This window comes from Streptomyces sp. NPDC032721 (assembly GCF_055579625.1).
On record NZ_JBVIMX010000015.1, the window covers coordinates 99,066 to 113,251 of the forward strand.

13 protein-coding genes are annotated in these 14,186 nt (G+C 70.9%); 6 read left to right on the plus strand and 7 right to left on the minus strand.

Annotated elements, in window-relative coordinates; translation table 11 throughout:
* Positions 1 to 38: 38 nt before the first annotated feature.
* From acs to ACZ5PB_RS28955, 5 genes are all read left to right on the plus strand, one after another.
* On the plus strand, positions 39 to 2,009 hold the full coding sequence (acs, locus tag ACZ5PB_RS28935) for an acetate--CoA ligase (protein WP_468695060.1): 1,971 nt from the start codon (positions 39 to 41) through the stop codon (positions 2,007 to 2,009).
* A 235-nt stretch (positions 2,010 to 2,244) separates the two neighbouring features.
* Positions 2,245 to 3,738 (plus strand): Na+/H+ antiporter NhaA, encoded by a 1,494-nt coding sequence (gene nhaA / locus ACZ5PB_RS28940; protein WP_468695310.1) that lies wholly within the window; start codon positions 2,245 to 2,247, stop codon positions 3,736 to 3,738.
* Between the two features lie 143 nt (positions 3,739 to 3,881).
* A complete protein-coding gene (locus ACZ5PB_RS28945; protein ID WP_468695062.1) occupies positions 3,882 to 4,373 on the plus strand; it encodes a phage holin family protein in 492 nt (163 codons plus the stop codon).
* The gene (locus ACZ5PB_RS28950) at positions 4,370 to 5,350 is read left to right on the plus strand and encodes an alpha/beta fold hydrolase (protein ID WP_468695064.1); all 981 of its coding nucleotides are present in this window, start codon (positions 4,370 to 4,372) and stop codon (positions 5,348 to 5,350) included. Before ACZ5PB_RS28945 ends, ACZ5PB_RS28950 begins: the two co-directional genes overlap by 4 nt.
* 120 nt (positions 5,351 to 5,470) lie before the next feature.
* A complete protein-coding gene (locus tag ACZ5PB_RS28955) occupies positions 5,471 to 5,659 on the plus strand; it encodes a hypothetical protein (protein ID WP_468695066.1) in 189 nt (62 codons plus the stop codon).
* Positions 5,660 to 5,679: 20 nt separating this feature from the next.
* Here the strand turns inward: ACZ5PB_RS28955 and ACZ5PB_RS28960 are convergent, their stop codons facing one another.
* The 4 genes from ACZ5PB_RS28960 to nth form a co-directional block, all read right to left on the minus strand.
* Positions 5,680 to 7,128 carry a 6-phospho-beta-glucosidase gene (locus ACZ5PB_RS28960; RefSeq protein WP_468695067.1) on the minus strand — a complete coding sequence of 483 codons (1,449 nt, stop codon included), beginning with the start codon at positions 7,126 to 7,128 and terminating at the stop codon, positions 5,680 to 5,682.
* 154 nt (positions 7,129 to 7,282) lie between these two features.
* Complete coding sequence (locus tag ACZ5PB_RS28965; protein ID WP_468695069.1) at positions 7,283 to 8,488, minus strand: MarP family serine protease; 1,206 nt, start codon at positions 8,486 to 8,488, stop codon at positions 7,283 to 7,285.
* Positions 8,489 to 8,510: 22 nt separating this feature from the next.
* A complete protein-coding gene (locus tag ACZ5PB_RS28970; RefSeq protein WP_468695071.1) occupies positions 8,511 to 9,356 on the minus strand; it encodes an NUDIX hydrolase in 846 nt (281 codons plus the stop codon).
* Positions 9,357 to 9,448: 92 nt separating this feature from the next.
* Positions 9,449 to 10,276 carry an endonuclease III gene (gene nth / locus ACZ5PB_RS28975; RefSeq protein WP_468695311.1) on the minus strand — a complete coding sequence of 276 codons (828 nt, stop codon included), beginning with the start codon at positions 10,274 to 10,276 and terminating at the stop codon, positions 9,449 to 9,451.
* Positions 10,277 to 10,527: 251 nt separating this feature from the next.
* Here nth and ACZ5PB_RS28980 point away from each other — a divergent pair, with 251 nt between their 5' ends.
* A complete protein-coding gene (locus ACZ5PB_RS28980; protein WP_185033934.1) occupies positions 10,528 to 11,202 on the plus strand; it encodes a Crp/Fnr family transcriptional regulator in 675 nt (224 codons plus the stop codon).
* A gap of 84 nt (positions 11,203 to 11,286) precedes the next feature.
* Here the strand turns inward: ACZ5PB_RS28980 and ACZ5PB_RS28985 are convergent, their stop codons facing one another.
* From ACZ5PB_RS28985 to ACZ5PB_RS28995, 3 genes are all read right to left on the minus strand, one after another.
* Positions 11,287 to 12,165 (minus strand): prohibitin family protein, encoded by an 879-nt coding sequence (locus ACZ5PB_RS28985; protein ID WP_468695072.1) that lies wholly within the window; start codon positions 12,163 to 12,165, stop codon positions 11,287 to 11,289.
* A gap of 233 nt (positions 12,166 to 12,398) precedes the next feature.
* Positions 12,399 to 13,229, minus strand: coding sequence for an MBL fold metallo-hydrolase (locus tag ACZ5PB_RS28990; protein ID WP_468695074.1), 831 nt, complete (start codon positions 13,227 to 13,229; stop codon positions 12,399 to 12,401).
* Positions 13,226 to 14,128 (minus strand): NUDIX hydrolase, encoded by a 903-nt coding sequence (locus ACZ5PB_RS28995; protein WP_468695076.1) that lies wholly within the window; start codon positions 14,126 to 14,128, stop codon positions 13,226 to 13,228. The genes ACZ5PB_RS28990 and ACZ5PB_RS28995 overlap by 4 nt, the downstream gene beginning before the upstream one ends.
* Between the last annotated feature and the right edge of the window lie 58 nt (positions 14,129 to 14,186).

The window sequence follows — 14,186 nt, forward strand, 5'->3', positions numbered from 1 at the left end:
GATGAGCTAGGCGACGGGACACATCGGACGCCCTGGGAATGGGAGATGTCGTGAGCAACGAAAGCCTGGCCAATCTGTTGAAGGAAGAGCGCCGATTCGCTCCTCCCGCAGAGCTGGCCGCGAACGCCAACGTCACTGCGGAGGCGTACGAGCAGGCCAAGGCCGATCGTCTCGGCTTCTGGGCCGAGCAGGCACGCCGGCTCACCTGGGCCACCGAGCCCACCGAGACGCTCGACTGGTCGAACCCGCCCTTCGCGAAGTGGTTCGCGGACGGCGAACTCAACGTCGCGTACAACTGCGTGGACCGCCACGTCGAGGCGGGCAACGGCGACCGCGTCGCCATCCACTTCGAGGGCGAGCCGGGCGACAGCCGCGCCATTACGTATGCGGAGCTCAAGGACGAGGTGTCGCGTGCCGCGAACGCCCTGACCGAGCTGGGCGTACGCAAGGGCGACCGCGTCGCCGTCTACCTCCCGATGATCCCCGAGGCCGCGGTCGCGATGCTGGCCTGCGCCCGCGTCGGTGCCGCGCACTCGGTGGTCTTCGGCGGTTTCTCCGCCGACGCCGTCGCCTCCCGCATCCAGGACGCCGACGCCAAGCTCGTCATCACCTCCGACGGCGGCTACCGGCGCGGCAAGCCGTCCGCGCTGAAGCCCGCGATCGACGAGGCCGTGGCCAAGTGCCCGCAGGTGGAGCACGTGCTGGTGGTACGCCGCACCGGCCAGGACACCGCGTGGAACGAGCGCACCGACGTCTGGTGGCACGACATCGTCGGCCGTCAGTCCGCCGAGCACACCCCCGAGGCGTTCGAGGCCGAGCACCCGCTCTTCATCCTCTACACGTCAGGTACGACGGGTAAGCCCAAGGGCATCCTGCACACCTCCGGCGGCTACCTCACCCAGGCGGCGTACACCCACCACGCGGTCTTCGACCTCAAGCCCGAGACCGACGTCTACTGGTGCACCGCCGACATCGGCTGGGTCACCGGGCACTCGTACATCGTCTACGGCCCGCTGGCCAACGGCGCGACGCAGGTCATGTACGAGGGCACCCCCGACAGCCCGCACCAGGGCCGTTTCTGGGAGATCGTGCAGAAGTACGGCGTGAGCATCCTCTACACCGCGCCGACCGCGATCCGCACGTTCATGAAGTGGGGCGACGACATCCCCGCGAAGTTCGACCTGTCGTCGCTGCGCGTCCTCGGGTCGGTCGGCGAGCCGATCAACCCCGAGGCCTGGGTCTGGTACCGCAAGCACATCGGCGGCGACAAGTGCCCGATCGTGGACACCTGGTGGCAGACCGAGACCGGCGCGATGATGATCTCGCCGCTGCCCGGCGTGACCGAGACGAAGCCCGGGTCGGCACAGCGCGCGCTGCCCGGAATCTCCGCCACCGTCGTCGACGACGAGGCCCGCGAGGTGCCGGACGGGGGCGGCGGCTACCTGGTGCTGACGGAGCCGTGGCCCTCCATGCTCCGTACGATCTGGGGCGACGACCAGCGCTTCATCGACACCTACTGGTCGCGCTTCGAGGGCAAGTACTTCGCCGGTGACGGCGCGAAGAAGGACGAGGACGGCGACATCTGGCTGCTCGGCCGGGTCGACGACGTGATGCTGGTGTCCGGCCACAACATCTCCACCACCGAGGTCGAGTCCGCTCTCGTCTCGCACCCGTCGGTCGCCGAGGCGGCCGTGGTCGGTGCCGCGGACGAGACCACCGGTCAGGCCATCGTGGCCTTCGTGATCCTGCGCGGTACGGCGTCCGAGACCGACTCGCTCGTCGCCGACCTGCGCAACCACGTCGGCGCCACGCTCGGCCCGATCGCCAAGCCGAAGCGGATCATGCCGGTGGCCGAGCTGCCGAAGACCCGGTCCGGCAAGATCATGCGGCGGCTGCTGCGCGACATCGCCGAGGACCGCGAGCTGGGCGACGTCTCGACGCTGACGGACGCTTCGGTGATGGGGCTCATCCAGGCCAAGCTGCCGAGCTCGGCGGGCAGCGAGGACTGATCCACCTCTGGGTTCTTCCTCTGGGTTCTTCCTCTGGGTTCTTCCTCTGGGTTCTTCCTCTGGGTTCTTCCCCGAGTTCTCAAGGAGGGCATCCGGGCGGCTCTGCCGCGCCGGGTGCCCTTTTTGCTCTTAAAGTGAAGATCGCCGGATACGCCCTTGCGCACCACCGGTAGAGTTGTCCGCGCGTCAGGAACGCGTCAAAACTCAACAGGTGCGCCGGGAAGTCTGGTCGGCAATGTGCTTCATGCTGCCCACCCGACCGGAGGTCTTTCCCGTGGCTGCGCCCACTCCCCCGTCCGCACCGACGCCCCCGCCCGGCAAGCACGAGCCCGGCAGCCCGGTGCCGGTCAGCCGCAAGGTACTCGGCCGGCTCCCGCTCCCCGAGCGGAAGTACGTCGCCGACGCGCTCCGCACCGAGACGGTCGGCGGCGTCCTCCTCCTGGTCGCCGCGATCGCCGCGCTGATCTGGGCGAACACCTTCGGTTCGAGTTACGAGGCGTTCCGCGGGCTGCACTTCGGGCCCGGCTTCCTCGGCCTCGACCTGTCCGTCCAGCACTGGGCCGCCGACGGTCTGCTGGCCGTCTTCTTCTTCGTCGCGGGCATCGAGCTCAAGCGCGAACTGGTCGCGGGCGAGCTGCGCGACCCGAAGGCCGCGGCGCTGCCCGTGATCGCCGCCCTCTGCGGCATGGCGGTGCCGGCCCTCGTCTACGTACTGGTCAATGTGCTCGGCAACGGGAGCACCGACGGCTGGGCCGTGCCGACCGCGACCGACATCGCCTTCGCGCTGGCCGTCCTCGCGGTGATCGGCACCTCGCTGCCGTCCGCGCTGCGGGCGTTCCTGCTTACCCTGGCCGTCGTCGACGACCTCTTCGCGATCCTGATCATCGCCATCTTCTTCACCAGTGACATCAACTTCGTGGCGCTCGCCGGCGCGGCCGTCGGCCTGGCCGTCTTCTGGCTGCTGCTGCGGGCGAACGTACGCGGCTGGTACGTCTACGTACCGCTGGCCCTGGCCATCTGGGGCCTGATGTACAACAGCGGCGTGCACGCCACGATCGCCGGTGTCGCCATGGGCCTGATGCTGCGCTGCACCCGGCGCGAGGGCGAGGAGCACTCGCCGGGCGAGCACATCGAGCACCTGGTGCGGCCGTTGTCTGCGGGGCTGGCGGTGCCGCTGTTCGCCCTGTTCTCCGCCGGTGTCTCGGTGTCGGGCGGTGCGCTCGCGGATGTCTTCACCAAGCCGGAGACGCTGGGTGTGGTGCTCGGTCTGGTGGTCGGCAAGGCAGTGGGCATCTTCGGCGGTACGTGGCTGGCGGCCCGGTTCACCAAGGCCGAGCTGAACGAGGACCTGGTCTGGCCGGACGTCTTCGCGGTCGCCACGCTGGCCGGAATCGGCTTCACCGTGTCGCTGCTGATCGGCGAACTGGCCTTCACCGACGACCTGAAGCTGGCCGACGAGGTCAAGGCGGCCGTCCTGATCGGGTCGCTGATCGCCGCCGTGCTGTCCGCGGTGCTGCTGAAGCTGCGGGTCCGCAAGTACCGTGCGCTCTACGAGGAGGAGGAGCGCGACGAGGACATGGACGGCATCCCCGACATCTACGAGGTCGGGAAGCCGGACTACCACCTGCGGATGGCCGCGATCCACGACGCGAAGGCGGCGGAACACCGGCGTTTGGCGTCGCTCTGCGGGGAACCCGACAGCGACGCCGGTAGCGGAACGCGCGGCTAAGTGCCGGGGGCGGCGCGCGACGGCGGCGGCTGTCCGGCATGATCTGACATCGGGTCGGTGACGGCTCCGGTGGGCCCCAGGGCCCGGCGGGGGCGCGGCTGCCCCGAACAGGCTTGACGATGAAACAGAAGAGGGAGAGAGCGATGAGCGACCCCGCCCGCAACGCCTCCGACGCGCAGCGCGTCCACGGCGTCGAGAGCGCCGACCGCAGCCTCGGCCAGTTGGTCGCCACGGCGACGACCGAGATGTCCGCGCTGGTGCACGACGAGATCGCACTGGCGAAGACACAGCTGCGGCAGGACGTGAAGCGGGGGGCGGTCAGCGGCGGGGCGTTCGGCGCGGCCGGCATGGTGCTGGTCTTCTCGCTGCCGATGCTCAGCTTCGCCCTGGCGTACGGGTTCGAGGCCTGGACGGGCTGGAACCTCGCCTGGTGCTTCCTGCTCTCCTTCGCCGTGAACGTCGTGGTGGCAGCCCTGATCGGCCTCATCGGCGTGGTCTTCGCCAAGAAGGCCAAGAAGGGGAAGGGCCCGCAGAAGGTCGCGGCGTCCGCCAAGGAGACGGCGGCCGTGCTCGGAAACGCGAGGCCGCACCCCCGCCAGGAGGACACGGCTGTTGTGGCACGCTCATCCGTATGACCGCCCTTGATACCGACGGCTCCGGTACTCCCACCTCGTCCGCCGCGACCCCGGCCTCGGGGGCCTCGGCCGCTTCCGTCGTACGGCTCGACGGTCCCTGGACGCACCGGGACGTGGCCGCCAACGGTGCGCGCTTCCACATCGCGGAGCTCGGGGAGGGGCCGCTGGTCCTGCTGCTGCACGGGTTCCCGCAGTTCTGGTGGACGTGGCGGCACCAGCTGACCGCGCTCGCGGACGCCGGGTACCGGGCCGTGGCGATGGACCTGCGCGGGGTGGGCGGCAGCGACCGCACGCCGCGCGGCTACGACCCGGCGAACCTGGCGCTCGACATCACGGGCGTCGTACGGTCCCTGGGCGAGCCGGACGCCGCGCTCGTCGGGCACGACCTGGGCGGGTACCTGGCGTGGACGGCGGCGGCGATGCGGCCCAAGCTGGTGCGCCGACTGGTCGTCTCGTCGATGCCGCACCCCAGACGCTGGCGTTCCGCGATGCTCTCGGACTTCGCCCAGTCGCGGTCCGGCTCGTACGTCTGGGGCTTCCAGCGGCCGTGGGTGCCCGAACGCCAGCTGGTCGCGGACGACGCGGCGCTGACGGGGCGGCTCATCAGGGAGTGGTCGGGCCCGCGACAGCCCGACGACAAGGCCGTCGACACCTATCGGCGCGCGATGACGATCCCCTCCACTGCACACTGCTCGATCGAGCCGTACCGGTGGATGGTCCGGTCGATGGCCCGGCCCGACGGCCTCCAGTTCAACCGCCGGATGAAGACGCCGGTGCGGGTGCCGACGCTGCATCTGCACGGCTCGCTGGACCCGGTGATGCGCACCCGCAGCGCGGCGGGCTCCGGCGAGTACGTCGAAGCGCCCTACCGCTGGCGGCTGTTCGACGGCCTCGGGCACTTCCCCCACGAGGAGGACCCGGAGGCCTTCTCCACGGAACTGGTGAACTGGCTGCAGGACCCGGAGCCGGACCGGTAGACCCGGACCACGGCTCCACGCTGAACACTTGTGCGACGAACAGCCAAATGCCTCCCGCATACGCCAATTGGCGGCCCGTCAGGCGGTTACCGACCATGGGCCCCGGGCACACGTCGGGGTATGGGCTGGACGCACGACTACGGTGACTCAGCACGCAACCGCCACTCGGCCACCGCGCCGATCATCTCCGAGAGGGGACGCCCGCACGATGAGGGTCATGAACACCCCGGTCAGGCGATGGGTATCCCGCGCATCCTCCGGCGCCGCGCCCGCTGGATGTCCGCGCGGCTGAGGCATCAGCGGACCTGAGGATCACTCCCTCTTGAGGCTCACTCCCTCCTGAGGTATTCGAGTCCCGGGTGCACGTGCCGGTAGCCCTCCAGCAGCCTGTGCGCCACCTGGACCGAGTCGACGAGCGGATGCAGCGCGAACGCCTTCACCGCCTGCCGCTTCGACCCGCTCTCCCCCGCGGCCAGTACGCAGCGCTCCACGGCCTTCACGGCGGCCACCAGGCCCGCCTCGTGGCCGCCCAGCTGCGACACCGCGAGGGGGCGGGCACCGGTCGCGTCGACCAGGCACGGAACCTCGATGACGGCTGCCTCGTTCAGGATGCCGATCACCCGGCCACCGCTCTCGCCGGGAGAGCTGCCCCTGCGCCGGTTGCGGACGTTCAGGATCAGCCTCGCGGGCTCGTCGCGGGCGATGGCCCGCATCAGGGCAAGCGCCACGTCCTCGTACCCGCCGGACTCCAGGTCGTCGGCCGCGCGCTCGCCCGCACCGGCCGCCTCCCGGTTCTCCGCCATGTACGTGGCCTCGCGCTCGGCCCTCGTACGGTCCCAGGCGTCCCAGGCGGCGCCAGGACCGGCCTCGGCGCGCCCTGCGGTCCCGTAGGCCGCCAACTCGTCGTAGAAGCGTGACTGTTGGCCTTGGAGGAAGGCGCCCCGGGTGAGCTCGGCCTGCCGGTAGCCCTGCACCGCCTCGCGGTTGAAGTAGTAGTAGTGCAGATACTCGTTGGGTACGGAGCCGAGCGAGCGCAGCCAGTCGGCGCCGAAGAGCTTGCCCTCCTCGAAGGAGGTCAGCCGGCCCTCGTCGGCGAACAGCTCCGGGAGGACGTCCTTGTCGTCGACGTACAGCCCGCGCAGCCAGCCGAGGTGGTTCAGCCCGACGTAGTCGATGGCCACCGAGTCGCCGTGGGTGGACGCGGGGTCGCGCACGCCCAGCGTCCGGGCCACTCTGCGGGCCAGGCCCACCGGGGAGTCACAGATGCCGATGACCCGGTCGCCGAGGTGGTGGGACATGGCCTCGGTGACCAGACCGGCGGGGTTGGTGAAGTTGATGACCCAGGCGTCCGGCGCCAGCAGGGCCACCCGCCGGGCGATGTCCGCGGCCACGGGCACGGTCCGCAGCCCGTACGCGATGCCGCCCGCGCCGACGGTCTCCTGGCCCAGCACTCCCTCGTCCAGGGCCACCCGCTCGTCGGCGGCCCGGCCCGCCAGCCCGCCGACCCGGATCGCGGAGAAGACGAAGTCGGCACCGCGCAGGGCCGCGTCGAGCTCGGTGGTGACCGTGACCTCGGGGGCCGGGGGCAGGTCGGGGCCGCCCTCGGCGCGGGCTCTGGCGGCCTGGTCGGAGAGGACCCGGGCGATGGCGGTCAGCCGGGCCGGGTCGAGGTCGTGGAGGGTGACGTGAGTGACGCGGCCCTCGGCACGGTCGCGCAGCAGTGCTCCGTACACCAGAGGGACGCGGAATCCTCCGCCGCCCAGGATCGTCAGTCGCATGCTTCAGCCTCTCAGTCGGGGGCCGGTCAATGGATCAACCCGTGGGTTGGTCTTCCGACTCCACCCACGGGTTGATCCGCCATACGCGTACGGTGCGCGTCCGGTGTGCCTCCGGTGCGCGTTCCTGCCTGCGTGCCGGTGCGCGCCCGGCGGTTCAGAGCGCGCAGCCCTGGCTGTCCACCTGCTGGACGGCCGTGCGGCCGACCTTGATGTCGTCGCGGATCTCGTCGGCGGTCAGCGCGTAGCCGGTCTCCGGGTCGTCCAGGGACTTGGCGAAGACGACGCCGTAGACCTTGCCCTCGGGGGTCAGCAGCGGGCCGCCGGAGTTCCCCTGGCGGACCGTCGCGTACAGCGAGTAGACATCGCGGCGGACGGTGTCGCGCTTGTAGATGTCCGGGCCCTTGGCATTGATCCGGCCCCGGACGCGGGCCGAGCGGACGTCGTACGCGCCGTTCTCGGGGAAGCCCGCGACGATCGCGCCGTCGCCGCTGCGGGCGTCGCCGTCGGTGAACTCCAGCGGGCGCGCCTTCAGGTCCGGCACGTCCAGGACGGCGATGTCGCGCTTCCAGTCGTAGAGCACGACCTTCGCGTCGTACAGCTTGCCCTCGCCGCCGATCTGCACGGTCGGCTCGCTGACCCCGCCCACCACGTGCGCGTTGGTCATCACGCGGCGCTCGGAGAAGACGAAGCCGGTGCCCTCCAGGACCTTGCCGCAACCCGGTGCGGTGCCCACGACCTTGACGATGGACCGCTTGGCGCGCGCCGCGACCGGACTGCCGGCCAGCTTCGGGTCCGGGGCCCTGACCTCGGTGATCGGCTCGTTGGAGAACGGGCTGAAGACCTGCGGGAAACCGTTCTGCGCGAGTACGGAGCTGAAGTCGGCGAACCACGTACCGGCCTCGCCCGGCACTACCCGGGACACCCCGAGCAGCACCTTCGAGCTGCGCACCTCCTTGCCGAGCGTGGGCAGCGAGGAGCCCGCGAGGGCGGAGCCGATCAGCCAGGCGACCAGCAGCATCGCCACCACGTTCACCAGGGCACCGCCGGTCGCGTCGAGGGCGCGCGCCGGTGACCAGGTGATGTGTCTGCGGAGTTTGTTGCCGAGGTGGGTGGTGAAGGCCTGACCGACCGAGGCGCAGATGATCACGATCACCACCGCCACCAGGATGCCGGTGGTGGAGTCGCCGAGCGAGGACCCGTCGGCGAACCACCCCCAGATCAGCGGGAGCAGATAGATCGCGACGAGCCCGCCGCCGAGGAACCCGATCACCGACAGAATGCCGACGACGAATCCCTGGCGGTACCCGATGACCGCGAACCACACGGCAGCGACCAGCAACACAATGTCCAGGACGTTCACGCCCGCCACCCTGTCATGTCCGTCATGCGTGCCAGTCGAGCGGGACCTCTCGGGAGCGGTCCCAGGGCCGCTCCCAGCCCGCGAAGTGCAGCACCTTGTCGACCACTCCCGCGGTGAATCCCCACAGCAGCCCGTGGTCCAGCAGGAAGGCCGGGCCCCGGTGACCGCGCGGGTGCACGCTGGTCGCCCGGTTCGCCGGGTCCGTGAGGTACGCCACCGAGGTCGTGAAGACGCGGGCGGTCTCGCCCTGGTCGACCGCGCCGACCGGGCTGGGGTCGCGCCACCAGCCCAGCACGGGGGTCACCACGAAGCCGCTCACCGGGATGTAGAGGCGCGGCAGCACTCCGAAGACCTGGACACCGGACGGGTCGAGTCCGGTCTCCTCCTCGGCCTCCCGGAGCGCGGCCCTGAGCGGACCCGTGGTCTCCGGATCGCCGTCCTCGGGGTCCAGGGCGCCGCCGGGGAAGGAGATCTGTCCCGCGTGCGAGCGGAGGCTGCTCGCACGCTCCATCAGCAGCACCTCGGGCCCCTGCGCTCCCTCGCCGAAGAGCACGAGCACGGCCGACTGCCGCCCGCCGCCGCTCTCCGGCGGCAGGAAGGTGCTGAGCTGCTCGGGCCGGACGCTGCGGGCCGCCTCGGCCACCGGGTCGAGCCAGCCGGGCAGGCCCCGGTCGGTGACGTCGATCCGCCGGCCGTCGAGCTGCGGGCCTGCCGTCTGCGGGTCGCCGAACCGCGGGCCTCCGGTCTGCGGACCGTCGAGCTGAGGACCGTCGAGCTGTGGAATCCCCGCCCCGGCGGCCGCCGGCCCGGCCCCGCTTCCGTACGCCTCACTCGCGGCGCTAGCCGCCCCTGCACGTCTCATAGGCACCCCCGTACTGTCCCAACGTCCGCCCCCGCCACGATCGTTCCGGATTCCGTCGCCCGGATCGGTCACTTCTCGGCCTGCCGCACCCGCACTGTCTACCCCGCCTGCCCCGTCCCCAGCGGCTGTGCGGGCTTCCCGCCGGCGTCCAGATATGACTGCGGGGGGTTCAGCCGCTGCCCCGGGTAGCCGCCCTTCTCGTACTTCAGCAGCTTCTCGGCCTTCTCCGGGTCCGTCTCGCCGACGCCGTACGACGGGCACAGTGCGGCGATCGGGCAGGCTCCGCAGGCCGGTTTGCGGGCGTGGCAGATCCGGCGGCCGTGGAAGACGACGCGGTGCGAGAGCATCGTCCACTCGCTCTTGGGGAAGATCTCGGCGACCGCCGCCTCGACCTTCACCGGATCCTCCTCGTCCGTCCACTTCCAGCGGCGCACCAGGCGCCCGAAGTGGGTGTCGACCGTAATGCCGGGGACGCCGAAATAGTTCCCGAGGACGACGTTGGCGGTCTTGCGGCCGACGCCCGGCAGCTTCACCAGGTCCTCAAGACGGCCGGGCACCTCGCCGTCGAACTGGTCCCGCAGGGCCGCGGACAGCCCCATCGCGGACTTCGTCTTGGCGCGGAAGAACCCCGTCGGACGCAGGATCTCCTCCACCGCCTCGGGCTCGGCCGCCGCCAGGTCCTCCGGGGTCGGATACGCGGCGAACAGGGCCGGGGTGGTCTGGTTGACCCTCAGGTCGGTGGTCTGCGCGGAGAGGACCGTCGCGACCAGCAGCTGGAACGGATTCTCGAAGTCCAGCTCCGGATGGGCGTACGGGTAGACCTCGGCCAGTTCGCGGTTGATCTTTCGGGCGCGACGGACCATCGCAAGGTGCGACTCGGGCTTTTTCGTAACTTTCTTCGGCTTCGCCACAGCCTGTTCGCCCACGGCGGAATTACGGCCTGCAGTCACCTGTCCGGCCCCCTTGACCTGCGCTCTCACCGGCTTGTTGGACACCCGGCCAGCCTAGAGGCAGGCACTGACATCTGCCTTGGTCATGGGCCAATGCCTACCCAATCAGCCCCCTGAAGCACGACCAGCGCCGCCAGTAAGTCATCCTTAGTGATTGATCGCACTGTTTTACCGTCCGGCATCATGGGGACCACGGTCCCCTGAGCAGGTCGACAAGGAGAGAACACGTGGACGACGTTCTGCGGCGCGCCCCGCTCTTCGCGGCGCTCGATGACGAGCAGGCCGCGGAGCTGCGCGCCTCCATGAGCGAGGTGACCCTCGCACGCGGTGACGCCCTGTTCCACGAGGGCGACCCCGGTGACCGCCTCTATGTGGTGACCGAGGGCAAGGTGAAGCTTCACCGCACCTCCCCCGACGGCCGGGAGAACATGCTGGCCGTACTCGGCCCCGGTGAGCTGATCGGCGAGCTGTCGCTGTTCGACCCGGGCCCGCGCACCGCCACCTCGACGGCCCTGACCGAGGTCAAGCTGCTCGGCCTCGGCCACGGCGACCTCCAGCCCTGGCTGAACGTACGCCCCGAGGTCGCGACCGCGCTGCTGCGCGCCGTGGCCCGCAGGCTGCGCAAGACCAACGACCAGATGTCCGACCTGGTCTTCTCCGACGTGCCGGGCCGGGTGGCCCGCGCGCTCCTGGACCTGTCGCGCCGCTTCGGCGTGCAGTCCGAGGAGGGCATCCACGTCGTGCACGACCTCACGCAGGAAGAGCTGGCCCAGCTGGTCGGCGCCTCCCGCGAGACGGTCAACAAGGCACTCGCGGACTTCGCGGGCCGCGGCTGGCTGCGCCTGGAGGCGCGGGCCGTGATCCTGCTGGACGTGGAGCGCCTGGCGAAGCGCTCGCGCTGACACCGCCCTTCGTACGCACGGGATCGGGCCGCCCCCTCGGTGAGGGGGCGGCCCGATCCCGTCTCCGTACGGCCCCGCGGGCGGTCAGTTCTTGCCGTCGCCCACGATCACCGGGGTCTTGCTGCCGTTGCCGCACGGCACCGCGTACACCGGGTGCTTCTGCGCGGCCTCGCGGTAGGCCTCGATGCACTGGTTCGTGAGGACCTTGTCGGTGAGCGAGTTGTTCAGGATGCGGTTGGCCTGGGCGACGCCCTCGGCCTCGATCTTGCGGCGCTTGGCCTCGGCGGTGGCCGTCTTGGTCGCCTCTTCGGCCCGCTCGGTGGCCTGCTGCTGCTGGATCTTGCGGTCGATCTGGCCCTGGAGCTGGGCCGAGGGCTTCACGTTGCGCAGGTTGACGGCGGTGACGGCGATCCCGCGCGGGGCCAGCCGCTCCTTGATCAGGTCGTTGATCTCGGCGTTGATCTTCTCGCGGGCCGAGGAATAGCCCTGCTCGCTCGTGTGCCGGGCGAACACGTTGCGGATGATCTCCCGGCTGTCCGGCTGCACCAGACGCTGCTGCACGGACTCCTCGCTGCCCGCCAGCCGGTAGAGCTCGACGACCTTGTCCGGAGTCACGGCCCACTTCACGGTCAGCTCGACCTCCATGACACCGCCCTGCGAGGACCGGACCTCCACGACGTCCTTGTCCGACAGGTTGAGGTCCACGGGGCGGGTGGAGAAGGACGTGACGGTCGTGAAGGGCGACCGCAGGTGCATCCCCGAAAGCATCGGCCCGCCGACCTTGCCGAACGTGACCGGGACCCCGACCTCGTACGCGCTCATCACGTACAGGCAGCTGGACGTCCCCGCGATCAGGCCCGCGAGCAGGGCGCCCACGGCGCCGAGCTTCAGCCCCCGGGCGTCCTGCGCGCGCCCCACGAGGAACAGCACCACCGCCGCTATGACAAGCAGAATGGACAGCACGAACACAGTGGTTCCCCCCAGGAACAGCGAGCGCGATGCTATGTAGGCGGAGCGTAAGCCATGGGGTGCCGCGAAGTCGTGGGTCCCCGTCGGGAACTCCGCGGCCACCCCGTCCGTTCACCCTCCGTGCATCGAAAATCTCGGTGCGTGACCGACGGGCCTCGTGCCCCCGCAGCTTGTGAACTGCACAGGGAAGATCCACCGCTTGCCGGTGGGCAGCCAGTGGTACGGCGTCAGATCAGGCCGTGCTCGCGCAGGTACTGCAGCTGCGCCCGTACGGAGAGTTCGGCCGCCGGCCACAGGGACCGGTCCACGTCCGCATACACGTGCGCCACCACGTCGGACGCACTCACGTGCCCGTTCTCCACCGCCGTCTCCACCTGCGCGAGCCGGTTCGCCCGGTGCGCCAGGTAGAACTCGACCGCGCCCTGGGCGTCCTCCAGTACGGGCCCGTGGCCGGGCAGGACGAGGCCCACCCCGTCGTCCACCGTCAGCGACCGCAGCCGCCGCAGCGAGTCGAGGTAGTCCCCGAGCCGCCCGTCGGGGTGCGCCACCATCGTCGTGCCCCGGCCCAGGACGGTGTCCCCCGTCAGCACGGCCCCGTCTGCGGGCAGATGGAAGCAGAGCGAGTCCGCGGTGTGCCCCGGTGTGGGCACCACCCGCAGCTCGATGCCGCCCGTGGTGATGACGTCGCCCGCGCCCAGCCCCTCGTCCCCGAGCCGCAGCGCGGGGTCGAGCGCCCGCACCGGGGAGCGGGTCAGCTCCGCGAACCGTGCGGCGCCCTCCGCATGGTCCGGGTGCCCGTGCGTCAGCAGGGTCAGCGCGATGCGCTTGCCCGCCTTCTCCGCCGTGCCGATCACCGTCCGCAGGTGTCCGTCGTCCAAGGGGCCCGGGTCCACGACGACGGCCAGGTCGGAGTCCGGCTCGGACAGGATCCAGGTGTTGGTGCCGTCGAGCGTCATCGCCGACGGGTTGGGGGCGAGCACGTTCACCGCGCGCGCGGAGGCGGGTCCCGAGAGCACCCCGCCCCTCGGCTGGCCCGGCAGGGCCGCTGCGTCCGTCACCGGGCACCTCCCTCGGCGGGCTCCTGCCCCACCGGGATGTGCTTGGTGAACTCGTCGTGGCCCGGCCAGCTGAGCACCAGCTCGCCGTCCTCCAGCCGCGCCTGTGCGAGCACGGGCGTCATGTCCTGGCCCGCAGCGCCCGCCAGGACCTCTGCCACCGTGTCGTACGGCTGGAGCCCGCGCAGGGTGGAAATGGTGGGCGGCATCATCAGCAGCTCGCCCCGGTCGTACCCGGCGGCGGCCTGCCCGGGGGCGATCCACACGGTGCGGTCCGCCTCGGTGGAGGCGTTGCGGGTGCGCTGTCCGGCCGGCAGCGCGGCGACGAAGAACCAGGTGTCGTACCGCTTGGGCTCGAACTCCGGGGTGATCCAGCGCGCCCACGGGCCCAGCAGGTCGGAGCGGAGCACCAGCTTCCGCCGGTCGAGGAACTCCGCGAAGCCGAGCTCCCTGGCCACCAGGGCCTGCCGGTCCGCCTCCCAGTCCTCGCCCGTGGTGTCGTCGACCACGGAGTCCGGGGTGGGCCCGGCGAGGAGGACGCCCGCCTCCTCGAAGGTCTCGCGCACGGCGGCGCAGACCACCGCCTGGGCGCCGCCCAGGTCGTCGCCGAGGCCCAGCCGGCCGGCCCACTCCGCCAGGGAGGGCCCTGCCCAGCGCACCAGCGAGTCGTCGTCGCGCGGGTCGACGCCACCGCCCGGATACGCGTACGCGCCTCCGGCGAAAGCCATGGAGGCGCGTCTGCGCAGCATGTGTACGGACAGTCCGGCGTCGCCGCCGGTGGCGCCGTCGTCCAGCAGCAGCACCGTCGCGGCCCGCTTCGGGACCGCGGCGGTGAGCTCGCCGCTCGCCAGCGCACGGATGCGGTCGGGCCATTCGGGCGGGTACCACTGACCATTGGACATGGCCGGATGCTACGGGCAACCGCCTCGATGTTCGAGAGGCAGTTGTACCTCGCAGGTA